At 63.1% G+C, this 23,085-nt stretch carries 31 protein-coding genes and 1 tRNA gene; 9 read left to right on the top strand and 23 right to left on the bottom strand.

Annotated features, from left to right (window positions below):
- Positions 1-12: 12 nt before the first annotated feature.
- Positions 13-540, bottom strand: a complete 528-nt coding sequence (locus UP06_RS01605) for a MarR family winged helix-turn-helix transcriptional regulator (RefSeq protein ID WP_044999956.1) — start codon at positions 538-540, stop codon at positions 13-15.
- Between the two features lie 54 nt (positions 541-594).
- Here UP06_RS01605 and UP06_RS01600 point away from each other — a divergent pair, with 54 nt between their 5' ends.
- Positions 595-1,077, top strand: a complete 483-nt coding sequence (locus UP06_RS01600; protein WP_044999955.1) for a carboxymuconolactone decarboxylase family protein — start codon at positions 595-597, stop codon at positions 1,075-1,077.
- A gap of 20 nt (positions 1,078-1,097) precedes the next feature.
- Positions 1,098-1,601, top strand: coding sequence for a cupin domain-containing protein (locus UP06_RS01595; protein ID WP_044999954.1), 504 nt, complete (start codon positions 1,098-1,100; stop codon positions 1,599-1,601).
- Between the two features lie 96 nt (positions 1,602-1,697).
- Here UP06_RS01595 and UP06_RS01590 read toward each other — a convergent pair whose 3' ends face one another.
- The 3 genes from UP06_RS01590 to efp all read right to left on the bottom strand — a co-directional run bounded on the left by UP06_RS01590 (position 1,698) and on the right by efp (position 4,959).
- Positions 1,698-2,606, bottom strand: coding sequence for an amino acid ABC transporter substrate-binding protein (locus UP06_RS01590; RefSeq protein WP_044999953.1), 909 nt, complete (start codon positions 2,604-2,606; stop codon positions 1,698-1,700).
- Positions 2,607-2,751: 145 nt separating this feature from the next.
- A complete protein-coding gene (locus UP06_RS01585) occupies positions 2,752-4,353 on the bottom strand; it encodes a peptidoglycan DD-metalloendopeptidase family protein (protein WP_044999952.1) in 1,602 nt (533 codons plus the stop codon).
- 39 nt (positions 4,354-4,392) lie between these two features.
- Positions 4,393-4,959, bottom strand: coding sequence for an elongation factor P (gene efp / locus UP06_RS01580; protein WP_044999951.1), 567 nt, complete (start codon positions 4,957-4,959; stop codon positions 4,393-4,395).
- A 162-nt stretch (positions 4,960-5,121) separates the two neighbouring features.
- Between efp and epmA the strand changes: the two genes are divergently transcribed.
- From epmA to UP06_RS01565, 3 genes are read left to right on the top strand one after another with little or no spacing between them, the layout of a single operon-like run.
- Positions 5,122-6,186 carry an EF-P lysine aminoacylase EpmA gene (gene epmA / locus UP06_RS01575; protein ID WP_044999950.1) on the top strand — a complete coding sequence of 355 codons (1,065 nt, stop codon included), beginning with the start codon at positions 5,122-5,124 and terminating at the stop codon, positions 6,184-6,186.
- On the top strand, positions 6,183-7,277 hold the full coding sequence (locus UP06_RS01570) for a lysine-2,3-aminomutase-like protein (protein WP_044999949.1): 1,095 nt from the start codon (positions 6,183-6,185) through the stop codon (positions 7,275-7,277). Before epmA ends, UP06_RS01570 begins: the two co-directional genes overlap by 4 nt.
- A gap of 43 nt (positions 7,278-7,320) precedes the next feature.
- A complete protein-coding gene (locus UP06_RS01565) occupies positions 7,321-7,572 on the top strand; it encodes a hypothetical protein (protein ID WP_044999948.1) in 252 nt (83 codons plus the stop codon).
- A gap of 52 nt (positions 7,573-7,624) precedes the next feature.
- On the opposite strand, the gene UP06_RS01560 is transcribed toward UP06_RS01565, so the two are convergent.
- The 9 genes from UP06_RS01560 to UP06_RS01525 form a co-directional block, all read right to left on the bottom strand.
- Positions 7,625-8,710, bottom strand: a complete 1,086-nt coding sequence (locus UP06_RS01560; RefSeq protein WP_044999947.1) for a 3-deoxy-7-phosphoheptulonate synthase — start codon at positions 8,708-8,710, stop codon at positions 7,625-7,627.
- Between the two features lie 231 nt (positions 8,711-8,941).
- Positions 8,942-9,520 carry an HdeD family acid-resistance protein gene (locus UP06_RS01555; protein ID WP_044999946.1) on the bottom strand — a complete coding sequence of 193 codons (579 nt, stop codon included), beginning with the start codon at positions 9,518-9,520 and terminating at the stop codon, positions 8,942-8,944.
- Between the two features lie 74 nt (positions 9,521-9,594).
- Entirely contained in the window at positions 9,595-10,635 is a 1,041-nt protein-coding gene (locus tag UP06_RS01550; RefSeq protein WP_044999945.1) for a PrsW family intramembrane metalloprotease, read from the bottom strand.
- A gap of 82 nt (positions 10,636-10,717) precedes the next feature.
- Positions 10,718-10,981 carry a hypothetical protein gene (locus tag UP06_RS01545; RefSeq protein ID WP_044999944.1) on the bottom strand — a complete coding sequence of 88 codons (264 nt, stop codon included), beginning with the start codon at positions 10,979-10,981 and terminating at the stop codon, positions 10,718-10,720.
- A 174-nt stretch (positions 10,982-11,155) separates the two neighbouring features.
- Positions 11,156-11,311, bottom strand: a complete 156-nt coding sequence (locus tag UP06_RS41360) for a hypothetical protein (protein ID WP_197087101.1) — start codon at positions 11,309-11,311, stop codon at positions 11,156-11,158.
- 130 nt (positions 11,312-11,441) lie between these two features.
- A complete protein-coding gene (locus tag UP06_RS01540; protein ID WP_044999943.1) occupies positions 11,442-11,702 on the bottom strand; it encodes a hypothetical protein in 261 nt (86 codons plus the stop codon).
- 112 nt (positions 11,703-11,814) lie between these two features.
- A complete protein-coding gene (locus UP06_RS01535; RefSeq protein ID WP_044999942.1) occupies positions 11,815-12,441 on the bottom strand; it encodes a pilus assembly protein PilZ in 627 nt (208 codons plus the stop codon).
- Between the two features lie 188 nt (positions 12,442-12,629).
- Positions 12,630-12,836 carry a hypothetical protein gene (locus UP06_RS01530; protein ID WP_044999941.1) on the bottom strand — a complete coding sequence of 69 codons (207 nt, stop codon included), beginning with the start codon at positions 12,834-12,836 and terminating at the stop codon, positions 12,630-12,632.
- Between the two features lie 131 nt (positions 12,837-12,967).
- Positions 12,968-13,696 carry a hypothetical protein gene (locus tag UP06_RS01525; RefSeq protein WP_245305371.1) on the bottom strand — a complete coding sequence of 243 codons (729 nt, stop codon included), beginning with the start codon at positions 13,694-13,696 and terminating at the stop codon, positions 12,968-12,970.
- Positions 13,697-13,908: 212 nt separating this feature from the next.
- On the opposite strand from UP06_RS01525, the gene UP06_RS01520 reads away from it, so the two are divergent.
- On the top strand, positions 13,909-14,922 hold the full coding sequence (locus tag UP06_RS01520) for an acyltransferase family protein (protein WP_197087100.1): 1,014 nt from the start codon (positions 13,909-13,911) through the stop codon (positions 14,920-14,922).
- A 27-nt stretch (positions 14,923-14,949) separates the two neighbouring features.
- Here the strand turns inward: UP06_RS01520 and UP06_RS40550 are convergent, their stop codons facing one another.
- The 3 genes from UP06_RS40550 to UP06_RS01510 are packed head-to-tail and all read right to left on the bottom strand — an operon-like array spanning position 14,950 to position 15,671.
- Positions 14,950-15,117: a hypothetical protein gene (locus UP06_RS40550; RefSeq protein WP_156162705.1), complete on the bottom strand. Its 168-nt coding sequence runs from the start codon at positions 15,115-15,117 to the stop codon at positions 14,950-14,952.
- Positions 15,118-15,123: 6 nt separating this feature from the next.
- Positions 15,124-15,405, bottom strand: coding sequence for a hypothetical protein (locus UP06_RS01515; RefSeq protein WP_502691525.1), 282 nt, complete (start codon positions 15,403-15,405; stop codon positions 15,124-15,126).
- Between the two features lie 11 nt (positions 15,406-15,416).
- Complete coding sequence (locus UP06_RS01510; RefSeq protein WP_044999938.1) at positions 15,417-15,671, bottom strand: PilZ domain-containing protein; 255 nt, start codon at positions 15,669-15,671, stop codon at positions 15,417-15,419.
- A 225-nt stretch (positions 15,672-15,896) separates the two neighbouring features.
- Between UP06_RS01510 and UP06_RS01505 the strand changes: the two genes are divergently transcribed.
- Positions 15,897-15,971 (top strand) — tRNA-Glu (locus UP06_RS01505).
- 5 nt (positions 15,972-15,976) lie between these two features.
- On the opposite strand, the gene UP06_RS01500 is transcribed toward UP06_RS01505, so the two are convergent.
- The 3 genes from UP06_RS01500 to UP06_RS01490 all read right to left on the bottom strand — a co-directional run bounded on the left by UP06_RS01500 (position 15,977) and on the right by UP06_RS01490 (position 18,241).
- Positions 15,977-16,528: an FkbM family methyltransferase gene (locus UP06_RS01500; protein WP_044999937.1), complete on the bottom strand. Its 552-nt coding sequence runs from the start codon at positions 16,526-16,528 to the stop codon at positions 15,977-15,979.
- Between the two features lie 212 nt (positions 16,529-16,740).
- The gene (locus UP06_RS01495) at positions 16,741-17,379 is read right to left on the bottom strand and encodes a glutathione S-transferase family protein (protein WP_044999936.1); all 639 of its coding nucleotides are present in this window, start codon (positions 17,377-17,379) and stop codon (positions 16,741-16,743) included.
- A gap of 409 nt (positions 17,380-17,788) precedes the next feature.
- Positions 17,789-18,241: a VOC family protein gene (locus tag UP06_RS01490; protein WP_044999935.1), complete on the bottom strand. Its 453-nt coding sequence runs from the start codon at positions 18,239-18,241 to the stop codon at positions 17,789-17,791.
- Between the two features lie 259 nt (positions 18,242-18,500).
- Here UP06_RS01490 and UP06_RS40545 point away from each other — a divergent pair, with 259 nt between their 5' ends.
- On the top strand, positions 18,501-18,671 hold the full coding sequence (locus UP06_RS40545; RefSeq protein ID WP_156162704.1) for a hypothetical protein: 171 nt from the start codon (positions 18,501-18,503) through the stop codon (positions 18,669-18,671).
- A 263-nt stretch (positions 18,672-18,934) separates the two neighbouring features.
- Here the strand turns inward: UP06_RS40545 and UP06_RS01480 are convergent, their stop codons facing one another.
- Positions 18,935-19,711, bottom strand: coding sequence for a hypothetical protein (locus UP06_RS01480; RefSeq protein WP_050031532.1), 777 nt, complete (start codon positions 19,709-19,711; stop codon positions 18,935-18,937).
- 37 nt (positions 19,712-19,748) lie between these two features.
- On the opposite strand from UP06_RS01480, the gene UP06_RS01475 reads away from it, so the two are divergent.
- Entirely contained in the window at positions 19,749-20,600 is an 852-nt protein-coding gene (locus UP06_RS01475) for an abortive infection family protein (RefSeq protein WP_045001037.1), read from the top strand.
- Here the strand turns inward: UP06_RS01475 and tnpC are convergent.
- From tnpC to tnpA, 3 genes are all read right to left on the bottom strand, one after another.
- Positions 20,588-22,216, bottom strand: coding sequence for an IS66 family transposase (tnpC, locus tag UP06_RS01470; RefSeq protein WP_044999807.1), 1,629 nt, complete (start codon positions 22,214-22,216; stop codon positions 20,588-20,590). The genes UP06_RS01475 and tnpC overlap by 13 nt on opposite strands.
- A gap of 70 nt (positions 22,217-22,286) precedes the next feature.
- A complete protein-coding gene (gene tnpB, locus UP06_RS01465) occupies positions 22,287-22,634 on the bottom strand; it encodes an IS66 family insertion sequence element accessory protein TnpB (RefSeq protein WP_044999806.1) in 348 nt (115 codons plus the stop codon).
- Positions 22,631-23,026 carry an IS66-like element accessory protein TnpA gene (gene tnpA / locus UP06_RS01460; RefSeq protein WP_044999804.1) on the bottom strand — a complete coding sequence of 132 codons (396 nt, stop codon included), beginning with the start codon at positions 23,024-23,026 and terminating at the stop codon, positions 22,631-22,633. Before tnpA ends, tnpB begins: the two co-directional genes overlap by 4 nt.
- Between the last annotated feature and the right edge of the window lie 59 nt (positions 23,027-23,085).

Raw genomic sequence — 23,085 nt, 5'->3', positions numbered from 1 at the left:
GGGACCCCGCGTCTATTCCTCGTCCTGCAACTCGATCGCGACGTCGGCCAGCCAGCGGCGGATGGTGGCCTCGGCCTTGGCATCAAGTCCGCCGGCCAGACGCTTCTCCAGCGCGATGACACGCTCCCGGCACGCCTTCAGCAACGTCGCGCCGCGCTGCGTCAGCGTCCATTGCTGGATGCGGCCGTGGACGGGATGGGGCGTCATCTCAATTGCACCATCGCGTTCGAGGTTGCGAATGATGACCCCGACGGTCTGCGGCGTCAGGAAGGTGAGGCGGGCGACGTCGGCGCCGGACAGTCCCGGGTAGGCGTTCAGCATGGTCAGCACGGCGAATTGCGGCGACGTCACGCCGAGATCGGCGAGCGTTCGTTCCATCTTCAGCCTGACGGCCGCGTGGGCCTGGCGCAGGAGATAGCCGAGATAGCCTTGCTCGCCGCGCTTGCCTTCGCCGGCGGCGGGCACGTGCGCCGCAGCGTCCGCCCTGGGCGCTTTCTGCGCCGGTTGCGATTTCGTGATGCCAGCCGACTTGCGCGTCATATAAGTGCTCTTATAATATATAAGCATTCTTATAATAGCATGAGGTGAACGGCAATGTCACACGCCCGCAGCGAATACGAGGATTTCAAGAAGATTGCGCCCGATGCGTATGATCTGGTGCTCGCGCTGGGCCAGGTTGCGGCCAAGGCCGGCCTCGACAAGCAGCTTTTGGAACTCGTCAAGCTGCGGGCTTCGCAGATCAACGGCTGTGCCTTTTGCGTTCAGCATCACATCCTGCTCTCGGAGCGCATCGGCGTGCCCGTGGACAAGCTCAATCTGGTTGCGGTCTGGCGCGAGGCGCCGATCTTTTCGGCGCGGGAGCGGGCGACGCTGGCCTGGGCCGAAGCGCTGACCTTCCTGCCCGACGGCGTCAGCGACGAGGTCCATGCGGAAGCTGCCCGCGAATTCTCGGAGACCGAGTTGATGTACCTGACATCCGCAATTGCCTCGATCAACGTCTGGAACCGCTTTGGCGCGGCGTATCGCTGGACGCCGGCGAAGCGCCCCGTCGCGGCAGCGAACGCCGCGGCATCCTGATTGCAACAAGGAGAGTTGTCATGACTGTTATGGGTTTGGCCACCATGCAGCGCCCGGCGCCATCGCGTTCGGTGACGTTGGCTGTTGTCGGCGGGCTCGCCTGCGCGCTTGCGATCGGCAAGGTACTGCCAGTCACAATGGACACCGTATCTGGCGCATTCGCACCGCTCTGCGCCGCCGCCGCCGAGAGCTCGCCACTCGACAAGGTGGAGCCGATCGGCTCCTACGCGCTGCCCAACGTGCCGGGCAAGCGCGTCACCATCGTGCGCGTGTTTTATGGCCCCGGAGGGTTCTCAAGGCCGCATCGCCACGCGGGCTCGGTGACGGCCTATGTCACCAAGGGCGAGATCCGCTCCCAGCTCGGCGGCGGCCCGATCGAGACGTTTGGGGTTGGCCAATCCTTCTTCGAACCGCCGGGCGCGACGCATCTGGTCTCGGCCAATGCGAGCACGACTGAGCCGGCCGAATTGATCGCGGTGTTCGTGGCGGACGAGGGCGCACAGCTCACGACGTATCTGGAGTAACCTGTAGCCCGGATGGAGCGAAGCGCAATCCGGGACCGCCGCGAGTGCGCGCGAGGACCCCGGATTACGCTTCGCTCCATCCGGGCTACTATTCCATTACCCTCCGTAAGACGCTGGATCAGGATTGTCGGACGGGTGCTCGAAGGACTTTTTCAGCGAGGCCGGCAGCGGGACGTGGAAGTTCAGGCCGCGCGGCGGCACCGGCTCCATGAACCATTTGTTGTAGATCTGCTCGATCTCCGCGCTCTTGTAGAGCTTGGCGGTCGCCCGATCGACCACCGTCTTGAACGGTACATCGTCCTTGCGCAGCATGATGCCGTAAGGCTCCGGATCGGAAAAAGCGCCGGTGCTGATGGCGTAGAGCGACGGATCCTTCGAGGAGGCGACCATGGCCGCAAGCTGGATGTCGTCCATGACGAAGGCCACAGCGCGGTCGGTCTCGACCATCAAGAATGCCTCGGGAACGTCCTTGGCGTTCATGACGGTGATGCCGAGCGAGCGTGCAGCGTTGGCCTTGTTGAGCTGGGTGATGTTGGTGGTGCCCGAGACCGAGACGACGGCCTTGCCCTTGAGGTCATCGACCTGGTCGAGCTTTAGCGCCTTCTTGGACACGAAGCGGCTCGCCGTGAGGAAGTGGGTGTTGGTGAACCACACCTGCTTCTGGCGGTCGGCATTGTTGGTCGTCGAGCCGCATTCGAGGTCGATGGTCCCGTTCGCCATCAGCGGAATACGGGTGGACGAAGTGACGATGTTTTGACTGACCTCGAGCTTGTCCAGCTTGAGCTCGGTTTTGATCTCGTCGACGATCTTCATGCAGATGTCGACGGCGTAGCCCACGATCTTCTGCTTTTCGTCGATATAGCTGAAGGGCACGGCACTGTCGCGTATCCCCAGCGTGATCGCGCCGGTCTCCTTGATCTTCTTCAGCGTGCCGCTCAATTCCTGTGCATGTGCCGGCACGGCGAAAGCGACGGCCAGAACGGCCGCCGTGGTGAGAAAACGCATGTGCTTCCCTTCGTTTTGCTTCGATGCAACGCTTACGAAGGCAAGGATGGACGCTGGGTTTCGCCTTGCCTGCCCGGAACCAAGCAATTCTGAGGCCAAAGAGGGCACGGAGAATGCCGAGCCTACCGACCAACAGGCTTGGATTTCAGTTCTCCTCGCTGCTCGACCCCTCACGCTGGTCGGGTTTGACCACATCTTCGGGCAGCGCATGTGCGACGGGCTGCGCAGTGCCGGCGATCTCCGGGCCGATCTCGCGGCCGCGGGCGCGGATCAGGCGTTCGTAGGCCGATACCAGCGTCACGTAAGGACTGACCCAGATCCAGCCGTCGCGGGTGAACACCTGGACGTCGAAATGCAGGTGCATGGACGTGCCGGCGGGATGGTCGAGATAGTTCGAGACCACGCCGATCTTCTCGCCCTCAGCCACGATGCGGCCGTTGAGCAGGCCGTCGGCGTTCATGGTCTGCGGATTCATGTGCATGTAGCGGAAGCGGACGTGCTCGGTGCGGCTGTTGATCTCGAGCGTCGCGGCCTGGTCCTTGGAGGCGCGGATCACGATGGCGTCGCGCACGGCGACCACGCCGCGCTGCTTGGGATCGCAGGGGTCGCGGCCGTCGCTTTGCGGCGGACAGTCGGCCGCGCGGATGTCCTCGCCCTGATGGCCGTAGCCGCCGCCGCATTGCCAGACTTCAAAACTGCGGGACTCGCAGAAATTGTCGCGCCAGGGATAGGCGGTCGGGCCCTCGTTCTTGTCGCGCTTGGCGTAGGATTGCGAATGCACAAAGGCCGGCGCCTTCTCAAGCGGAAAGCGGATCTGCGCATAGGCCATCACGTCGGGATGGCCGCCCTGCTTGCGATAGCCGGTGTTGGGGATGATGTCGCCGCTCGGCCGGTAACTGAAATCCACCGATCGCTCCATGGGGCGATCGGTGATGTCGGAGGCAACATCCATCAGCGGCCGCATGCGCTGGCCGCCGGCAACGTGCAGGGCCTTCAGGAAGCGCTCGGCGACGGGGTAAGCTTCCTTACAGGCGAGCCGCCGCGGTTTTGCGACGCTGTCCAGGCACTGGATGGCCACGACATAGGCGACGCCGAAGCGTGAGAAGGCGTAGCGCACATAACCTTCGCGAATGAACCTGCGCAGGTCCGGATAGATTGCCGTGAGCGGCTTGACCGGCTCGCCCTTGCCGCCGGCGGGATCCGCGATGTCGTAGACGAGCGCCGATCCCGTGATCTGTACTTCGACCGGCTTCGCAAAAGTTCGCGACGGCATGCCGTCGCCGGCGCCCGGCTCAAACGAGAAGCTCGCGCTGTAGCCGGCCGGGCCGGCGTCGAACATGTCGACGGGGTTGAAATCGGCCTGGTAGCGCGACAGCGACAGGCTCGATGGCGTGCCGTTGCGTTGGGCCTCCAGATACGCGGCGGTATCGAAAGGCAGCAGCACGGGGACAGCGCTACGCGCGATGCCGGTGAAGAATTGCGAGGAGACCGCGTTGAGCTGCACCAGTGCCGGCATCGCGCGCGGATCGTAGCGCGGCACCGAACGGCGGGGCACGAAGATGAAATCGCCCGCGACCTGGGGGCGGCTGTTGATCTCAGTGCGGAGCTGGTCGAGTGCTGCCCGCCAATCGACGCGCAGGGCCGTGAGCGAGGGGCTGCGGAATTCATCCGCAGCCAACGGGCTGGCGAGGAGAAGCGAAAGCGACGCCAGGGCTTGCGAGACGAAGCGGAAACTTGTCCTACCCACTGTCTCGCCCCCCGGCGGCCACCTGTGCTGATTCCTCGCTTAGTCCTTGGCGCGCTCGGAGTAGGAGCCGTCTTCGGTCATCACCACGATGCGGGTGCCGACCGCGATGTGCGGCGGAACAGTGGTGCGCAAGCCGTTGGAGAGAATCGCGGGCTTGTAGGAGGAGGAGGCGGTCTGGCCCTTGGTCACGGGCTCGGTCTCGACCACTTCCAGCGTCACGCGCTGTGGCAACGCGATCGACACCACGTTGACGTCGTGCGTCGACAGCTTGACCGTCATACTCTCCTGGAGATAGGCGGCCGAGTCGCCGATGACGTCCTTGGAGACCTGGACCTGATCATAGGTTTCCGGGTTCATGAAGTGGTAGCCGTCACCATCTTCATACAGGAAGGTGAAGTTGCGCTCTTCGATCGTGGCCTTCTCGACCTGGTCGGTGGTCTTGTAGCGCTCGGAGATCTTTACCCCGTCCGAGATTCGGCGCATTTCGATCTGGCTGACCGGGGTGCCCTTGCCGGGATGGATGTTTTCAGCGGTCACGACGACATATAGCTTGCCGTCTTGCTCGATCACGTTGCCCTTGCGAATAGAACTGGCGATGACTCTCAAAGCGAAATTTCCTGCTTGCTTGGCCCGGCACCGGCCAGGACGTGGTCGAATTGATGGGGGACCTGGGGCCTCAAATCAGACCTCGGCGCCCGTTTCGGGCCGCAACATACGCATTTTGTCGTTGAATGCCAGCATTTTGCTGGCCTGCGGGGCGGTTGCCTGATGGCTGGGGACAAGCTGATTTCGCCATTCTGGTCCCCCTCGCGGCACCTCGACCGGCGACCGTTCCTCCAGGCAAGAGGGGCCATCACCGGGGCTCTACGGGGTTTTTTCGCCGAACAGGGCTTCGCCGAGGTCGAAACCTCCGTTCTCCAGGTCTCCCCGGGCAACGAGACCCATCTGCATGCCCCGCGTACCCTGATCATGCGGCCCGACGGCAGTAGTGCCAGGCGCTACCTGCGGACCTCCCCGGAATTCGCCTGCAAGAAGCTGCTGGCGGCCGGTGAGCCCCGAATCTTCGAGTTCGCCCGGGTGTTCCGCGACCGCGAGCGGGGCGACCTGCATCTGCCCGAATTCACCATGCTGGAATGGTACCGGGCCAGCGCGCCCTACGACGCCATCATGGCCGATTGCGTCGTCGTGATCGCCCGGGCGGCCCAAGTGACCGGGATCGGAACCTTTTCCTTCCGCGGCCGGACCGCTGATCCCTTTGCCGAGCCGGAGCTGCTCACCGTCGCCGGCGCCTTCGAGCGGTACGCCGGAATCGACCTGCTTGCCACCATTTCGGGCAGCGAGGGCGACCGTGCGGCGCTCGCCCGGGCCGCCGCCGGCAAGGTCCGCGTGGCCGAGGACGACAATTGGTCGGACATCTTCAGCAAGGTTCTGGTCGAGCATGTCGAGCCGCATCTGGGGCAGGGCCGTTTGACCATTCTGTTCGAATACCCATCTCCAGAGGCGGCGCTGGCGCGTGCAAAGGCGGACGATCCGCGAGTCGCGGAGCGTTTCGAGGTCTATGCCTGCGGCGTCGAGCTTGCTAACGGCTTTGGCGAATTGACCGACGCCGAAGAGCAACGGCGGCGCTTCATGGAGTCGATGGCGGAGAAGCAGCGCCGCTACGGTGAGGCCTATCCGCTGGACGAGGATTTCCTGGCCGCGGTCGCCGCAATGCCGGAGGCGAGCGGCGTCGCGCTCGGCTTCGACCGGCTGGTCATGCTGGCGAGCGGCGCAACACGAATTGATCAGGTGGTGTGGACGCCGCCTGTAGATGAAACGTTAAGCGAGACATGACGAAGACCAACCTTGCACGCACATTGCGCGAGCCGGCCGAGCTCGTGGCCGAGCATTTTGCACCCATCGAAGCGCTGCCGGCGCTGGAACGCGTTGCCGCGCGCTATGCGGTCGCGATCACGCCGGCGTTGGTCGAGCTGATCGACACATCCGATCCCGATGATCCCATCGCCCGCCAATTTGTTCCGACCGCCGCGGAGCTGGAAGTGCAGCCGGGCGAGAATGCCGATCCGATCGGCGATCACTCGCACTCGCCGGTGCCGGGCATCGTGCATCGCTATCCCGATCGCGTGCTGTTCAAGCTCGTTCACGTCTGCGCGGTCTATTGCCGCTTCTGCTTCCGTCGCGAGATGGTCGGTCCCGGCAAGGAGAACGCGCTGTCTGACAGCGCGTATCGCGCGGCGATCGACTATATCCGCACGCATAGCGAGATCTGGGAAGTGATCCTGACCGGCGGCGATCCGCTGATGCTGTCGCCGCGGCGCATGAGCGAGATCATGGCTGATCTCGCAGCCATCGATCACGTCAAGATCATCCGCCTTCACACCCGCGTGCCCGTGGCGGACCCTGCTCGTATCAGCGACGAGATGGTCGCGGCGCTGAAGGTCGAGGGCGCGACCACCTGGGTCGCGCTGCATGCCAACCATGCGCGCGAGCTGACCGGGCCAGCGCGCGCTGCCTGCGCGCGGCTGGTCGATGCCGGAATTCCTATGGTGAGCCAGTCCGTGCTTTTGCGCGGCGTCAATGACGACGTCACGGCTCTGTCGGATTTGATGCGAGCTTTCGTCGAATGCCGGATCAAGCCCTACTATTTGCATCACGGCGATCTCGCGCCTGGCACGGCGCATTTGCGCACCACGCTCGCGGCAGGGCAGGAATTGATGCGACAGTTGCGCGGACGGGTGTCAGGACTATGTCAGCCTGACTATGTCATCGATATTCCCGGCGGCGCCGGCAAGTCGCCGGTCGGGCCGAATTATGTGTTGGCGGTGCAAAATACCGCAGCAGATGCGGGTGATGCGGACTCGGAAACGCGCTATCGTATCGTGGATTATTGCGGCGACGTTCATCTCTATCCGCCCGAGACCTGAGCGGTGACGAAGAGGACGGCGGTTTGAGGAGTGGAGGAAGGACATGAAGAAGATCGTCGTGGCTGTGTCGCTCGTGGTCTTGCTCGGCGGCGCGGCAGTCGCGCAGACCGGCACCAAGGGATCGACATCCGGCGGAGCCTCGTCCGGCTCATTGCCGCCGGCGCCGGTCGGCCATCGCCAGCCGCGGGCCGGTGACGTGCCGAGCGAGAAGAATTTGAGCGACCCGAACAATCCCGTAAACAAGGAAGACGCGGCGCTCGACAAGAAGATCAAGAGCATTTGCCGCGGCTGCTAACCACGGTGGCGGGCAGGGCGCGAACAGCATCGCCCCGCCCGCGTTCGCCGATCTAGGCGGAGCGCTCGCGCAGCCCGGCGCGCTTGGCGTTGCGCCGGATCTCGACGGCGTCGGCGAGCTGCTCGAGTACCGTTGCCGTGGTCGCCCAGTCGATGCAGCCGTCGGTGATGCTCTGGCCGTAGGTCAACGGCTTGCCCGGCACCACGTCTTGCCTGCCGGCGACGAGATTGCTCTCGATCATCACGCCCATGATGCGGTCCTCGCCGCCTGAAATCTGGCTGGCGATGTCGGCCGTGACCAGCGGCTGGTTCTCCGGCTTCTTGCTCGAATTGGCGTGGCTTGCATCCACCATCACAAGCGGCGCGACGCCGGATTTCGCCAGCTCGTTGCAGGCCGCCGCGACGCTTGCCGCGTCGTAGTTCGGCCTGCTGCCGCCACGCAGGATGATGTGGCAGTCCTCATTGCCCGCGGTCGAGGCGATCGCCGAGCGGCCGCGCTTGGTCACTGCCATGAAATGGTGCGGATGCGAGGCGGACTTCACGGCGTCCGCTGCAATGCGCACATTGCCATCGGTGCCGTTCTTGAAGCCGACCGGGCAGGACAGCCCGGAGGCCAGCTCGCGATGGATCTGGCTCTCAGTCGTGCGCGCACCGATCGCCGCCCAGGACACGAGGTCGGCGATGTATTGCGGCGTCGTCATGTCGAGAAATTCTGCCCCGGCGGGCAGGCCGAGATTGTTGATGGCCGACAGCACGTTGCGCGCGAGGCGCAGGCCCTTGTTGATGTCGAAGCTGCCGTCGAGATCGGGATCGTTGATCAGGCCCTTCCAGCCGACGGTGGTGCGCGGCTTCTCGAAATAGACCCGCATCACGATCTCAAGCTGGTCAGCGAGGTCTTCGCGCAAGCCGGCGAGGCGCTCGGCATACTCAAGCGCGGCCTTGGGGTCATGCACCGAGCACGGGCCGACCACGACCAGAAGCCGGTCGTCCTGGCCATTGAGGATGGCATGGATGGCGTTGCGCGACGCCATCACCACACGCGTTGCGGTGAGCGTGCGCGGGACCTCCCGCATCACCTCTTCAGGTGTGTTCAGCTCTTTCAGTTCGCGGATACGAAGATCGTCGGTCGTGCTCAGCACGGCGGGCTCCTGTTTGTTGAGAACCTGCCGGCCAATAAAAAAGCCGCCAGGTCTGGCGGCTGTTCGGACGTTTGCTGCAATGTGTCAGATTGAGCGCGATCCTCCTGCCGCCAGCGAGCTGTCGTAGCTAAAGTACCAATAGCTGGTGGCGACGGTGATCATGCAGCGTCATATAGCGTCCCATTGGCGGGTTGTCACCCCCCAAAACAGCACTGGGCGCGGCGAGGCGCCTCAACTGTTGCTGTTGCGTGCCGCCAAGGCCATGCCGATCAGGGTGGCGCCGCCGAACAAAAGGTTGATGCCGACGAGGACGCCGATGGCCCATTCCGCCGTGCTCGGCAGTCCGGTGATCACCATGAACGAGATCGCGATGTCGACAAGGCCCGAGATCAGCAGCCACGACCAGCGGCCGCTGAGCTCGCGGCGGTGCTCCAGCGCATACATGATGGTGGCGACGCCCTCGGCGAGGAAATAGGCGCCGAGCACGATGGTCAGCGTCAGCACGGCCTGCATCGGCCGCGCCAGCAGCAGCATGCCGGCAAACACGGCCAGCGCAGCCGAAATCAGCGACCACCAGAAACCTGGCGTGCTGCGCGCCCAATAGGTCACGATCAGTCCGCCGATGCCGCTGATCAGAAACATCCAGCCGAGGAAGATCGTGATCGCAAGGCTCGCGAGCGGCGGCAGGATCAGCGCGGCAATGCCGAGAACGGCGAGCAGAATGCCTTCGAACAGAAAGGCCTTCCAATGCGCCTTCACCGTCTGGCTCATGGCGGATTGCAGCCGTGTAAAATCCTCGGGCGATGTCATGGTGGCCTCTCACGTCGCGGGAAGCGGATGCGGCTCAATCTAGTATGCGCGCACCGCGCTTACCATCCCGCGGCTCAACCGCCACCGTGCGCTGACGAAAAACCTTCCCCGCTGGTGCGGATGCGGTTGCGACCGAGAACGTAGATCGCGGTTGTGACGATCAGAAGCGCGATGCCGAGCAGGATCGAGGTGAGGCCGATCGGGATCAGCGCCAGCGTCAAATTGCGCTCGGGATTGATGAGCCAGTGATGGATCGAGGTCAGCACGAAGGCGAGACCGAGGAAGCCGACGCCGCCGCCGGCCAGCAGCAGCGCCCACATCCGGCGCAACTGGCTGAGCCGCTCCCGCGCGATGTCGGTCCGCGGCGCATGATGGCGCGCGACGCGCCGCACCAGCCGGATGGCGAAGGCGATTGAGCTGAAGCCGATCAGGAGGCTGGCGGCGCCCAGCCACATCCGCAAGCTGGGATCGAGATCCGGCATGCGCTGAAGCGTGAGCAGCGGGAAGTCGAAGGCCGAATGCAGGGCGAGCGGGCCCGCCAACATCAGCAGCCGGCTGGAGAGACGGGCCCAGTCGCGGTGATGGCGGTTCGCACCCAGCGCCGTGCCGGCACGTGCGATCGTGAGATAAGCGCCGGCGATGATGCCGAGTGCGCCGTGGAACGGCACGGTGAGCACGCTGCGCAGGGCCGCGAGCGACCGCCACATCTCGGCATGCTGCACCAGGTAAGCGAGGTTCTCGTAGGCCGCGAAGCCAAGGCCGACAGCGGCGCCATAGACCACCGTGTCCATCGGATTGGCGAAGGTCCGCCGCTTGGTCGAGGAGACCAGGACGATAGCGATCACCTTCACGGCTTCCTCGGGCAGCGCGACCCCGAAGATCGAATGCATGGCGAGCTCCGCCCACGGATTGTCGGGCGCGGCAACCATCCTGGCGAAAGGAGCGCGGGCGAGACCCAGCAGCGAAATGCTGGCCGCGCCGAGCAGGAACGCGGTCCAGACCTGGGTCGGCGGGCCCGGGCGTTCCTCGGCGGCGATGACAAGCCACAGCATCAGCAGCGCCGGGGCGATGGCGGCCGTTCCGATGACGGTGGGTAACGCTTCAATCAGGTACATCGGCGTCGAAAATAGGTTTCCTTGGCCAGCTTATCCACTTCAACCAATGCGACCATGTGTCATGCGCTTGCTGTCGCGTCGCTTAACAACCGCGACAGATTCCGTTCATCCGCGCGGTGACCAGCGCATCCTCGGCACTCTGCGATCCCACGGACTTCTCGGGGTCGGTCTGCGACTTCGCCGTAGCGGCCCGTTTCGGTGCCGTTGCGGCGGCAAGGGGCGGGGTCGCCTTGTCATAGCAGGCGAGCCGCGTCGCGGGCTCGGCAATCGTCCGGCATTCCGGGGTCTGGGCCAACGCGGCTCCGCTCATCGCCGAGGTCAGAAGTATGAGCGTAATCAACCGCATGAATGAACCTGTTCGATATCAACGGCAACAACCGCGTGCCCATAGCAGGTCGCGATTGGTGAGTTAGATCAAAGGAATATGAAGGTTTCTTCGATTCACGATGCACGTGTCCTTGCCGCAAGTCCAGAGGCGGAGTTGCCGATGCCCCGACAACGCGCGGGCCCGCGCATTGGCCTAGTCACGCATCGTTGTCCGCCGGCGGGGCGTTGGCGCGCGACGCCGGGCGCGGGCCTGTTCCAGCTCCCAGAAGGCGCGGATCAGGCATGAGCCCAGGCAGAAGGCGATCACCAGCAACAGGAAGGTTTGGTCGGCAGCGGCGAGATGGGTCATGCCGCTGATCAAGCAACCGGCGTGCCACGCGTTCCCGCGCTGTTCTGCGCTTGGCGCAATCGCTTCTTACGCGAGACGCTGGTTGCTGCGGCTCGAATCGGCCCGGCCGCCGGCCCGCGGGATATAGCTCTCAATGGGTCGTGAAGGGCGGCCGGGCATCGGGCGCGACGTCGAAGGCGCCGAGATGGAATTCCTCGCCTGCGGCCGCGTCATTCGGCACAGCATGCTGCCCGAGTAACGTGAACGCCGCCTGCGGGTATTGCTGCCAGATCGCGAGGTCGCCGGCGGTGATGGTGAGCCAGCCGAACGTGTACATGTAGCGTCCGGGCTCGGTGACCCGGCCGACCCTGTCCCAAGTAATCTTATCGACTCTGATCTTATCGACTGCCATTCGGTCCCCCGATCGCAAGTCTGCAAATGAAGTCTGGCACAAGGCGCAGACCTTAAAAAGCTGATCCCGCAATGGGGCCGCGATAGGGCAGCGATGCGGAGGCAAGGCGGCCTCAGGCCGGTTGCGGCACCGCCGAGCGCACGATCAGGCGGACGAGGTCGTCCCGCTGCAGCTTTTCGGCAAATTTGACCGCAAAGCCGTTGGCAAATTTCCGGATGACGCGCCCGACGCAGGCGCCGACCGCGAGCGGCGTTCCGATCGGAGGGTCGTATTCGCAGGATATCGCGACCCCGGCCGTGGAGACGTCAATGATGAAGCAGGGGTGGCTGCCGCCGTCGGCGAGCGTTAGGAACGTATGCGAGGCCTGCGGCACGAACCGCGCGTCGCGGCGGAGATCTTCGATGCTGGCGTCCTTCTGCTTTTTCTCGAGCCAGGTCAGCTTTTCCGACATCCAGGCGCGGCGCGCACGGGTCATGTCGAGCTCCATCAGGAAGCCCGATTTCAGCGTCGCGCTGATCGTGCACTCGAACTCGCCAAAGTCCTGAAAATAGGAGGTCACGCGTTCGCCGACCTTGCCGACGACCGGCACGTCCACGATCATGCGGAACGGCGAGACGCGCTTGGTCCGGCAGGCGAAGGTGCGGAGCTTGCCCTCGCAATCGTACCAGCGATGCAGCGAATAGCTGCCGCTCACCGTGACGTCCACTGCACGCTGCCTGAGGAATTCGGAGACGGACATGAGCGCCGATCGTGTTTTGGATTGTTTCCGCAATTCCACGGTAGCGATCAAATTCTAAGCAAATGACACCCGCATTCAGGAGCAGGGGTAAATTTCCGGTAAATGCGATGATCGATAGTAACCTGAGGCAGGTGCCTTCGCGAGATGCACGCTCTCTGGTCGCATCACTGCAAGCGACGGCTCGTCGCTTAGCCGTCCCTGCAATTGTCGATGACGCCGTCAGCGCGGCGGATGTCGTCGAGCGTCCAGTTGCCGAGCAGCGTGATGACCGCTTCGCGGCGGTACTGATGGCGTTCACGCCTGGAGGTCTGGCCGTAGTCGATGCCGTCCTGTCGTGCCAGCGCGCGCGACACGATCGCGATCTGTCGCAACTGCTGCGGCTCCAAACGGCTCATTTGTCACCGCGCATGCCGGCACCCTGCGCTTTTCGGCCAGGCCGGACTTTCGAGAATCGGTTCGTTCGAGGCTAGCGGTAGCGGCTTACGGAGACCTGACAGCGCATTGGTTGGGTGCGCTGAACGATCGCTCAAAGACCCGCGAGCCATCGCGTGATGGTGGACGTCGAATAGTCGAAGAGGATCAGGGGAGCGAGGAGGCCAAGGCCGACGAGGAGCTGGATCGGTGTCCATACCAGGCTGTCCGGCCTGATCCTCAGCCCGAACCACGGCAGAACGCGCCGCATGATCACGGACGCGATGGCTTCGACGCTGGCGAGCATGAGGGCGGTAGCGCCGATGAAGGACCACGACCCGTTCGGGGGCATCCATGGCATCAGCCAGACCGGCGCGGAGGCTTTCCAGGACGCGAGCAGCGTTCCCCATCCGAACCAGGATACGAAGCATCTGACGAGATCGGGGCCGATCGCGTCTGGCTCGAACCGGATGCCTGCCTTGCGCAGCACCCATTCGACGAACGCGCCGTCGGTGAGGAAGAAAAAGGCGCCGAGATAGAGCGGGAAGCGCGATTGGAAGACGAGCCCGATGAGTCCGAACAGGATCATGCGGGCGATGAAGTGGGCCACATATTCCTTGGCGCCTTTGTCTGACGGTTCCGCGGCGACCGACGATGTCGCGGCCTGGGGCTGCGGCGCGGATCGGGCGCGTGCCATGTGATCCAGCATCCTGGCGCGTCGTTCCGGCGGATGGTGTGTCGTGTGGCGCAGCCAGGGCGGCGCCACCGGCATGGTCGGTGGGGCGCCGGACTGGCCGTCCGAGGTGGATTCCCGCTGCTCCATGGGGCTGTCGTCTTTCAACATCCGTGACGCCGTCGCGCCAGCCACGGCCTCTAGGTCCCGCGCGTCGCGGTTCCCCTTCGGACGTTTGTCGGAGGCGAGGGTGAGGGAGGTTCATGCCGGGGCGGTGGATTTTGCGGGGAGACCCGGCCTCCCTCCGCATCCCGCTTCGCGAGGATGCAGAATTTACTTGCGGGCCCAAAGCCTCTATCCAATTTTTGGAGATCAGGACGACCGTGGTTCAGAAACTCGAATTCCTGCCGAAACTTGAGTCATTGCGTGGCCTCGCCGCGGTCTCTGTGGTCGGCTATCACGCATTCGGGCAGTTCACGGACACATACGTCACGGGCATGGCGCCGGTGGTGCTCTTCTTCGTGTTGAGCGGCTTCGTGCTGGCGCGGTCGCTGGACCGGAACGACAACATCGTCGCATTCCTGCGCCACCGGCTTTTCCGGCTGTTTCCAGCAGCGATTGCGACTGTGTTGCTGTTGACCGTGCTCTATGAGGGGTTCGGCTTTCATCTCGGCTTCGAGCCGGATTTTTCGCCACTCAACGTCGCATTGAACGCCCTGATGATCAAACATGACATCAACGGGCCGATGTGGTCGATGACTGTGGAGTGTTTCGCGACGCCGGTCATCATTCTGAGCTTTCTGGCCGGCCGGCAATTTGGCCCGCGCTCGCTGATCCCGTTGATCGTTATTCTGTTCGGACTTTCGTTTGTCGGTCCATATGCGCATTTGCTTGGAGGCTACGCCAACCTTGCGCCACTTCATGCCTTCGTGCTTGGCGTGGCGCTTCACTTCTCGGGACGCGGCCTCGTGGAAGCCATCGGCCGCCGGCAGATAATGGTGGCCGCCGTAGCCTGCGCAGTGTTCCTCTATTGCGGTCTGCAAAAGCAAACCGCTCCGATCATCTTGCTCGAAGCGTGTTCATCCGGTCTGCTCGTCGCGCTGATCGCGTTTGGAGCGCCGCAGCGCGGCTTCCGTTTCCTGGATCAGCCGGTGATCAGCTTCTACGGCCGGATATCCTACAGCTTCTATCTCCTCCACATGATCGGCTTGAGCATTGCGGTCCGCATCTGCACCATCGACGGCTGGCCCATGCTGTCGATCCTGTTGAGCATTGTTCTCGGCGTGCTGTTGACCACGCCGATGGCGTGGATGTCCTGGCGGTTCATCGAAAGGCCGTTCATCGCGATCGGCAAAAAATGGCGCGATCGGCGACGTGAGGTTTTGACGACGACCTGAAGAATTCGACAGCGCCGTCTTGGGGGCCTAGCGCCAGCCGCGCTCGACCAGCAGCACGCAGATGATCAGCACGAGCGTGACCGCGGCCGTCGCAAGCCGCGCCGTCCAGCTCAGGCCGCGCCCGACCCACCACAGCAGTGCGCAATACATCAGCACCGGGACGACGAGATCGAGCCGCAGCAGATCCGGTGGCATGAGAGGCTAGCGCCGGACCGCGGCGTCGACGCTGATCGAGCCGCCGATCTTCACGCAGGTCCCGGTCGCCTCGACCCAGGAGAAGCCGCGGCCATAGGAGGCGCAGGAGTTGGCCTTCGCGGACCCGGAGGTGCCCTTCAACGGCAGCGTCTTGCCGCCCTGCGGCGGCTCGGCGGGAGGCAGGCGCAAGGTCTCGGCCGTTGCCGCGGTTGTCGCTGCGATGGAGACGAGAAGGAGGACGGTGGCGCGCATCCGCGCTTTGTAGCCCGGACCCGCGTCAGGCGCCATCCGGGGCCGCCTCAGAGGAACTTGATGCCGGCCGATTTACCGCGGCGCCAGATCACCTGGCAGCTCCGCCCGGTCCGCGCATCCCGCGAGAAGGCCATCCGGATCACGCCGGGAAGCTGGGTCGCATCCTCGTCCGTCGTGATCTTCGCGCCCGTGCTCGAGATATCCTGGACCAGGCAATGCCGCGCCGCGAATCCACCCTCGAGGGTGATCCAGGCATGCCGCGACAGCAGTTTGCGGGCTGCGCGCTTCTTGGGCTGTGGCATTGGCTTAAAATCTCCCGCTCCAGCGCTATCTCAGGGAACCCTAAGAAACGGTTGAAATCGGCTCCCGAATGATCCCGGGGCGGCTGTCCACCGGGGAGCGAAAAGACCGATCCGAACGGCTTGCCGACCGGCCCAAAGGCCACTATACGTTTGCCCGCCGTGGCCGCCCGGCACGACTCGTGCGGCCGGCGGTCGTGCCGCGAAAAGCGGCGGGGCCTTGCGTTAGCTCCCTTCGTCTATCGGTTAGGACGCCACCCTTTCACGGTGGAGAGAGCGGTTCGATTCCGCTAGGGAGCGCCACCTTATCAGTAGCTGCCGCAACAATGCTTGAATTTCTGCCCTGACCCGCAGGGACAGGGATCGTTGCGGCCGACCTTGCTCTGCCCGAAAGCCAGCCGGTTGAGGATCTTCTTGTTCTGCTCGAGGATCGCGCCCTGCACGTCGAGCTTGAGCAGGAACGGCGGCTTGAGCGACAATTCCTCGACCAACGTATCAAGCCTCGTCGCCGGCACCTTGACCTTGCTCTTGGTCAGGTCGTTGACCCGCGACCAGTAGATGTCGCCCGCAGGCCGGACCGATGACCAGTAGGGATGCACCGACTCCGTGATCTCGATCTCGCCTTCATGGTCGGTGACGGCGCAGATGCGATAGTGGCCGCCAAGCGCTTCCTTGATCGCCTTGAGGGAGGCCTCATAGATCCGGTTGGCGTCGACGTTCAGCGGCACTGCACCGCTGAGGCAGGCGAGATGGTTGAGCACGAAATGCCCATCGGCGCAGCCGAGGTCGATGACGGACCCGTAGCGCACACCCTTCTCGAACAAATTTTGCAGCGTCGCGCTGAAATCGCCTGCCTGCATGACATCAATCCGAACAATGCGGAATTGATCAGTAACATGCGATCGGCGACGCGATCAATTCGGCATTGTGGTGCCGGCGCTGGTCCAACAAGACAAAAAAAGTCGAAAACAACCCCATGCACAGTAGCCGTCAAGTGCGGCCGTGACGCGTGATGCTTGCGCGGTTGAAGCTAATCATCCCGATCCCAGCGCAGCTTAGGCCGCGCCACCGCTCACGACATCGGCGGTGCGACAAACTGTGCAAATCCGGGACGCTTGCCGAGCTCGGCGAGCCAGCGCGTCAAATGCGGCTGCGCCGGCCGGGTGATGCCCTCGACGCCGAGCCAGCGCCGCGCATAGGCGCCGATCGCAATATCGGCGAGCGTGAACTGGTCGCCCTCCATGTAGCGGCGCGAGCTCAGCAGCCGATCGGCGACCGCCCAGACCTCGGCGGCGGCATCGGCATCCTTCTGCACCTGGATCATATCGCGCTCGGCGGGTGCCGTGCGCACGATGCCCCAAAACACCGGGCGGTCGACCGGCTGCACCATCGACAGCGTCCAGTCGAGCCAGCGGTCGACGCCGGCGCGCAGCCTCACTGCCTCCGGATAGATCGGCGTGCCGCGCCCATGCGCGAGGCAGAGATAGCGCATGATGGAGTTGGACTCCCACAGCACGAAGTCGCCCTCGACCAAGGTGGGGATCCGCGCATTGGGGTTCATCGCGAGATAGTCGGCCTCGCGGGTCTTGCCGTAACTCATGCCGGCGTCGATGCGCTCATAGGAGAGGCCAAGCTCGGTGAGGCACCACAGCACCTTCTGCACGTTGACCGAGTTGGCGCGGCCCCAGATCGTCAGCTGTGTGTCCGGCATAAAATCCTCCCGCGCGTTTTTCGGTGTCGTAGCCCGGATGGAGCGAAGCGCAATCCGGGGTGCTTCGGCTGCGGCGGCCGGTCCCGGATTACGCTTCGCTCCAGCCGGGCGACAAGGCCACCGTGCGCGGGTGATAGCGGAATTTTGCGAGAGCGGCGACCGCGATTGCCGCCAGCCTCTCATGCAAAAAGCTCCGCCTGCATGCAAAAAGCTCCGCCTGAGGCGGAGCTTTCATTGCAAGCGCAGGTCAGGCGATCAGTGGCCGAAGAACAGCCACAGCAGAATGATCACCGGGATCGGCACGCCGACCATCCACAACAAAAGACCTCGTCCCATTTGCGTCCTCCTCTAATCGCATTGTCGAGGAGTGAACGCGCGCGGCGAGGGCTTTGTTCCTACGGAAAAGCCCTTACCAGTGGCCGGTATTCGGCATCGACGACCACGGCTCGGCCGGCGCCTTCGGCTCGCCCTTCTGGAGCAGCTCGATCGAGTGCAGATCGGGCGAGCGGACGAAGGCCATGCTGCCGTCGCGCGGCGGCCGGTTGATGGTGACGCCCGCCTTCATCAGCTGCGCGCAGGTGGCGTAGATGTCGTCGACCTCATAGGCGAGATGGCCGAAGAAGCGGTCCTCGCCATACTTCTCCTCGTCCCAATTGTAGGTGAGCTCGACCAGCGGCGCGCCGCGCGTCTGCGGCTGCTTCTTCAGCGCGTCGAGATCGTCGGCCGAGCACAGGAAGACGAGCGTAAAACGCCCCTTGTCGTTCTCGATCCGCCGCACCTCCTTCAGTCCCAGCGCATCCTGATAAAACTTCAGCGCGACATCGAGATTGCGCACGCGCAGCATGGTGTGGAGGTATCGCATGGTTGTTGCTCCCTTGAATGGATGGAGGGTTTTTGGTTTCGGGCGGGGGCGATGAATAGCAGCAAAATGCGACAAGGGGCAGGGGGCGGGTGCACGTGCGCGTGAGGGAGGAAAGGCCGATTGAAGTAAGCCAGCCAAGGGTGGACCGAAGCCGCAGAGCGGCGGTGAATGAATCTTATACATTCCTACCGTCGCGCTGTTGTCAGCTTGTGGCATATCGCCAACATTTCACGTAAAGATTGTGCCTCTGGGGGAGGCAATGGCGACTGAGAATCAGGAAAAGGAAGCGGCTTACGTTCGCGACCACTGGGACGCGCAGGGCAAGTTGGTCGGGTATCTCATCACGGCCCACGGTGCCGTTTTGGTCGGATGTCTGGCGGCTCTTCGCGACTATCCCTCGACCCCGCTGTTTACCGGCATTGGGCTCTGATCGAGCTGTCAGCATATGGCCAGTTGCTAGGAGGACTTTCTTTCGGGTTAGTCACTGTCCTCCGCTCACTCAAGGTCAAAAGCGCGCGGGGCACCACGAAGAGCGAGACGAAGTCGCTCTTCGTGACGTATGTCGTCTTTTTCTTCGCATCGGTGTTTCTGTTCATAGGCGAGCTTATCGCCGTAGCTACGCGCTTGGCTCACCTCTAGTGGGCGGCGCACCACTACGGTGACGGTCCATGACAGTCACCGTAACTGTAAGCATTAGGAATGCCCGGCTCGTCTGGCGAGCAGGACCAACCAGCCGATCCAGCTCAGCAAGCCGAAAGCTGTGCCGGTAAAGGCCAAAACACGCGAGGTGCGACTTTCGAGGAGCTTGTCGATGCGGTTTGCGAGAGACCGACCTGCGGTTTTGAGTTTGCCGCGGAGTGCGAGGTCTATCACGTGACGGAAAAAGTGAACCTTCGTGTTGGTCGATTCATTCATCCGAATGAATTCACGCCGGCTGAAGCACTCGGCCTCTTCCTTTCCTTCGAGGAAGCCCTTTGGCATGTCGCCCTGCAGCAACATGAGGTTTTGAAGTTGCTTGTGAGGCGCGTAGTTTCGGCCGTAGCGCTCCCGCAGGATATCATTCAAATTCAGCCTGACCTCAACAGGGATGTTTGGGGCGTCCAGGCCGGTTAGCTTTCGATATCGGTGCTCAAGGTGTTCAAAGCCGAACAGTTGGCCTCGCATATTCCAATGTATCCAGTTCATTAGGCGGCGGTCACGTGCGAACTTGTAAAACCTCGAAAGTAGGTCCATCTCGATCTCGTCGAGATTGGCGTCAATATCGTCCTTTCGGATATTCAGAAGGTCGGCTGACAAGTGAAAAGCGAAGCTCTGGGTCTGCGCGGTAGGGTAGTGCATGACCACGATTGACGTGATCCGGGGAGAATGGCCTTCAAGGTTTTCATCGAACAGCATTTCCGACGAGTAGTGTATGATGAAATACTGCGCCGGATTTTTCCGGATTGCCTTGAAAAATGACCTTGCGTCCATTGAAATCCCTGCCGCCCGCTAGGGCATGGAATTGAAAATGACTCAAATTCCGCCAGCGCTGATAGGCACGACAGCGCCGATTCTGGACACACACTATACCCACGCTGAACTCAATGCTCTGTTTATGCAGGCGGGGTTTCCCGGGGATCCGCCCGAAGGAAACAAGACCCAGAAATGCCTCTCTTGGTTGCGGCGCGCAAATGCAGAATGTACTGATCCGCTTGGTCTATTTGGTGCGTTGATTGCGGAGGTGATGGATGCCGAGCCGACGCCCTGGCGGTTGGAGCAGTATGCGAAAGATGGGGATGCCCGGGAGAGGATCAAAACGGTCCTCGAAAAGGAGCAGTTAGGCTATCAGCGCGGCGGCTATATCATCGGAGCGCATCTAAAAGGCCCGTCTAAGTCCTTGGGCGAACGGCTCAAGGCAGGCGGCCTGGCTGCGGTAGACCTCGAATACCAACGGGCCTACAACTCGATAGGCTTAGACCCTGGCGCTGCCGTCACAGCAGCCTGCGCGATCGTCGAGGCCGTCTGTAAACACTACCTCGAAACGGAAAAGATTCCACTTCCCAACAAGCAGACCATTGCGCCGCTGTGGACCGAGGTCGCCAAGAACCTTGGCCTTTCTCCAGGCCAGATGGCTGACGATGATCTCAAGCAGATCTTGTCAGTTCTATTTAGTATCGCGGCTGGGGTGGGCGCTCTACGTACCCATGAGGGTTCAGCGCACGGTCATGGGAATAAAACTTACAAAATTGAAGCCAGACATGCACGCCTCGCTGTCCACGCCGCGCATACGATGACTCTATTTATTCTGGAGACGTGGGAGGCCCGCGGTAAGCATCCGGCGAAGACCGCGCGCGGGTCATTTTCGGCTCAGGCGGCTTGATCAACGTTCCGGATGGCAGAGCGCCAATTCCATGGCAGCAGTTCGTCGAGCCTTTGGACGGGATGCTCGGCGATGCGCGCCAGAACGTCGGCGAGCCAGGCTTGCGGATCGACGTCGTTCATCTTGGCGGTGACGATCAGGCTGTACATCACCGCCGCCCGCTCGCCGCCGCGATCCGAGCCGCAGAACAACCACGACTTCCGACCTAAAGCGATGCCGCGCACGCCACGCTCCGCCGCATTGTTGGACAGGCAGATGCGGCCGTCATCGAGGAAGCGGGTAAATGCGCTCCAGCGCTTGAGCATGTAGTCCATGGCCTTGGCGACATCGTTGCTGCGCGAGAGCTTGGCGCGTTGTGTGCGCATCCAGGCTTCCAGATCGGCCACGAGCGGCGCGCTGAGTTCCCGGCGAACTGCCTGGCGCCTTTCGGCGCTCTGACCGTTGATGGTCCGCTCGATCTCGAACAGGGCGTCGATCCGGCGGACTGTTTCCAGCGCCAGCGGCGAGATCACTGCCGGCCTCTTGCCCTGAGCCTTGCGACGCGCATTCTCGGCCAGATCAGCCATCACGAAGAACGGCCGCCGGGCATGGACCCAGCACGCGGCTTCCAGGATCGGACCTGCGTTGCGGCCCGGTTCGTAAAGCCTGCCATAGCCGCCATAGGCATCGGCCTGGAAGATTCCGCTGTAGTTGGCCAAGTGAGCCTGGGGATGCTCGCCGGCCCGATCGCGCGAGTAATAGAACACCGCGCCCGGCGGGGCCTGCCCTCCAAAAGGCTTGTCGTCGCGCACATAGACCCAGATCCGGCCGGTGTCGGTCTTGCCTTTGGCCAGGACCGGAACCGTGGTGTCGTCCCCGTGCAATCGCTCGGCGCTCAGTACGTAGGCCTCGAGGCGCTTGAACAAAGGTGCCAGCGCCGCGGTGCAGCCGCCGACCTGGTCGGCCAGGGTCGACAGACTGATCGGCACGCCCTCCTTGGCATAGCGCTCCGCTTGCCGGTTCAGCGGCTGATGTTGACCAAACTTCTCGAACAGCACCATCGCCAGCAGGCTTGGCCCCGCCCAGCCGCGGGCAAGCACATGGAACGGCGCCGGAGCCTGGCTGATCTTCTCGCAATCACGGCAAGTAAACTTCTCGCGGACGTGCTGGATCACTTTCCAGGATTTCGGGATCACCTCCAGCGTCTCGGTGATGTCCTCGCCGAGCTTGGACAGCCGCGCGCCGCCACAGCAGGCGCACGCCACAGGTCCCGGCACGATCACCCGCTCGCGAGGTAGATGCTCCGGGAACGGCTGGCGTGACGGCCGCTTGCGCGTGAACGACGCCACCTTCGTGGTTTTGGCCGCGGCCATTTCGGCGGCGAGTTCGTCCTCCGTCGCCGAACTCTCCAGCTCCTCCAGCGTCAGTTCAAGCTGATCCAATAGCCGCGCGGTACGCTCCGAGCGCGGACCATGGCGGTCGCGGTTGAGTTTCTCGATCTGCAGCTTCAGATGGGCGATCAACGCCTGGTCGTCGGACTGCCGGGCACGGGCGGCCGCAGCCTCCGCCCGAGCAACGATCAATGCCGCTTGCAGCGTTTCGATGTCGTCTGGCAGCGATTCAAGGCCGTCACCCATGGCCCCGATGGAATCACAAAAGAGGCGATTTGAGGCGTCTTTTCTTCCGCACCTCAGAACTTTTTTGAGCCTATCCTGCGCTCTGTGGCCGCCACGTGTGCTGCGGATTGCGCCAGTCGATCGCCTCCAGCAGATAACTCATCTGCGCCGCGCTCAGCCCCACCACACCGCCCACCGTCGCCGGCCAGACAAAACGGCCACGGTCCAACCGCTTCGCGTAGAGCGACAATCCAATTCCATCGTGCCACAAGGCCTTGATCAGCGAACCGCCGCGTCCGCGGAACACGAAGACATCTCCGGCGAACGGATCGCGACCAAGGCTTTCCTGCACCAATAATGACAAACCCTGCATGCCCTTGCGCATGTCAGTGTAGCCGGTCGCAATCCAGATGCGTGCGCTCGAAGAGACTGGGATCATCGACGCTCCAGAACCTGCAGCACCCGCGCCAGGGCGGCCGCATCGACGCCCGCATCGACAATCACCCGACGATCCCGGCCAACGACGATCACCATCTGCCCGCTCGTCGCTGTGGCAGCAACCGCCGGCTCGACCTCAGCGGCAAGGACGACCCGCGCAAAGCCGGATTGCTCGCTTTGAGGGCTGATCGGCTCGGGACCGAACGAGCGCCGCCATGTCATCAGCAACGAACGTGATATGCCATGGCGTCTTGCTGTCGACGATATCGCGCGCGGCGCTTGAAAGCTTTCGGTCACGATCCGCAGCTTTTCGTCATCCGACCAGCGTCGCCGGCGACCAGTCTCGACCACCTCAAGCCGTTCAAGCTGAGTACTGCGCTTATGGCTGTCCATAAGGACTGTTACGCACCAATTGGACTAATCCAACAAGGCGGCCCTCGCCGGAGGGAGAC

This window comes from Bradyrhizobium sp. LTSP857, from assembly GCF_000938285.1.
Classification (GTDB): Bacteria; Pseudomonadota; Alphaproteobacteria; order Rhizobiales; family Xanthobacteraceae; genus Bradyrhizobium.
Note: the sequence above shows the minus strand (reverse complement) of the source record. Positions and strands in the feature narration are given on the sequence as shown.

What these genes read in the sequence shown, in the direction of transcription:
- UP06_RS01550 (WP_044999945.1), bottom strand. Translation starts at nt 10,635, where the DNA reads ATGTACCTGATTGAAGCGTTACCCACCGTCATCGGAACGGCCGCCATC.
- tnpA (WP_044999804.1), bottom strand. Translation starts at nt 23,026, where the DNA reads ATGGACAGCCATAAGCGCAGTACTCAGCTTGAACGGCTTGAGGTGGTC.
- UP06_RS01565 (WP_044999948.1), top strand. Translation starts at nt 7,321, where the DNA reads ATGAAGAAGATCGTCGTGGCTGTGTCGCTCGTGGTCTTGCTCGGCGGC.
- UP06_RS01540 (WP_044999943.1), bottom strand. Translation starts at nt 11,702, where the DNA reads ATGGCAGTCGATAAGATCAGAGTCGATAAGATTACTTGGGACAGGGTC.
- UP06_RS01480 (WP_050031532.1), bottom strand. Translation starts at nt 19,711, where the DNA reads ATGGACGCAAGGTCATTTTTCAAGGCAATCCGGAAAAATCCGGCGCAG.
- UP06_RS01495 (WP_044999936.1), bottom strand. Translation starts at nt 17,379, where the DNA reads ATGCCGGACACACAGCTGACGATCTGGGGCCGCGCCAACTCGGTCAAC.
- UP06_RS40545 (WP_156162704.1), top strand. Translation starts at nt 18,501, where the DNA reads ATGGCGACTGAGAATCAGGAAAAGGAAGCGGCTTACGTTCGCGACCAC.
- UP06_RS01490 (WP_044999935.1), bottom strand. Translation starts at nt 18,241, where the DNA reads ATGCGATACCTCCACACCATGCTGCGCGTGCGCAATCTCGATGTCGCG.
- UP06_RS01555 (WP_044999946.1), bottom strand. Translation starts at nt 9,520, where the DNA reads ATGACATCGCCCGAGGATTTTACACGGCTGCAATCCGCCATGAGCCAG.
- UP06_RS01605 (WP_044999956.1), bottom strand. Translation starts at nt 540, where the DNA reads ATGACGCGCAAGTCGGCTGGCATCACGAAATCGCAACCGGCGCAGAAA.
- UP06_RS01510 (WP_044999938.1), bottom strand. Translation starts at nt 15,671, where the DNA reads ATGCCACAGCCCAAGAAGCGCGCAGCCCGCAAACTGCTGTCGCGGCAT.
- UP06_RS01570 (WP_044999949.1), top strand. Translation starts at nt 6,183, where the DNA reads ATGACGAAGACCAACCTTGCACGCACATTGCGCGAGCCGGCCGAGCTC.
- UP06_RS01500 (WP_044999937.1), bottom strand. Translation starts at nt 16,528, where the DNA reads ATGCAGGCAGGCGATTTCAGCGCGACGCTGCAAAATTTGTTCGAGAAG.
- UP06_RS01515 (WP_502691525.1), bottom strand. Translation starts at nt 15,405, where the DNA reads ATGGCGCCTGACGCGGGTCCGGGCTACAAAGCGCGGATGCGCGCCACC.
- tnpC (WP_044999807.1), bottom strand. Translation starts at nt 22,216, where the DNA reads ATGGGTGACGGCCTTGAATCGCTGCCAGACGACATCGAAACGCTGCAA.
- UP06_RS01535 (WP_044999942.1), bottom strand. Translation starts at nt 12,441, where the DNA reads ATGTCCGTCTCCGAATTCCTCAGGCAGCGTGCAGTGGACGTCACGGTG.
- UP06_RS01545 (WP_044999944.1), bottom strand. Translation starts at nt 10,981, where the DNA reads ATGCGGTTGATTACGCTCATACTTCTGACCTCGGCGATGAGCGGAGCC.
- UP06_RS01595 (WP_044999954.1), top strand. Translation starts at nt 1,098, where the DNA reads ATGACTGTTATGGGTTTGGCCACCATGCAGCGCCCGGCGCCATCGCGT.
- UP06_RS01590 (WP_044999953.1), bottom strand. Translation starts at nt 2,606, where the DNA reads ATGCGTTTTCTCACCACGGCGGCCGTTCTGGCCGTCGCTTTCGCCGTG.
- UP06_RS01525 (WP_245305371.1), bottom strand. Translation starts at nt 13,696, where the DNA reads ATGTTGAAAGACGACAGCCCCATGGAGCAGCGGGAATCCACCTCGGAC.
- UP06_RS01475 (WP_045001037.1), top strand. Translation starts at nt 19,749, where the DNA reads ATGACTCAAATTCCGCCAGCGCTGATAGGCACGACAGCGCCGATTCTG.
- UP06_RS41360 (WP_197087101.1), bottom strand. Translation starts at nt 11,311, where the DNA reads ATGACCCATCTCGCCGCTGCCGACCAAACCTTCCTGTTGCTGGTGATC.
- epmA (WP_044999950.1), top strand. Translation starts at nt 5,122, where the DNA reads ATGGCTGGGGACAAGCTGATTTCGCCATTCTGGTCCCCCTCGCGGCAC.
- UP06_RS01600 (WP_044999955.1), top strand. Translation starts at nt 595, where the DNA reads ATGTCACACGCCCGCAGCGAATACGAGGATTTCAAGAAGATTGCGCCC.
- UP06_RS40550 (WP_156162705.1), bottom strand. Translation starts at nt 15,117, where the DNA reads ATGCCACCGGATCTGCTGCGGCTCGATCTCGTCGTCCCGGTGCTGATG.
- tnpB (WP_044999806.1), bottom strand. Translation starts at nt 22,634, where the DNA reads ATGATCCCAGTCTCTTCGAGCGCACGCATCTGGATTGCGACCGGCTAC.
- UP06_RS01530 (WP_044999941.1), bottom strand. Translation starts at nt 12,836, where the DNA reads ATGAGCCGTTTGGAGCCGCAGCAGTTGCGACAGATCGCGATCGTGTCG.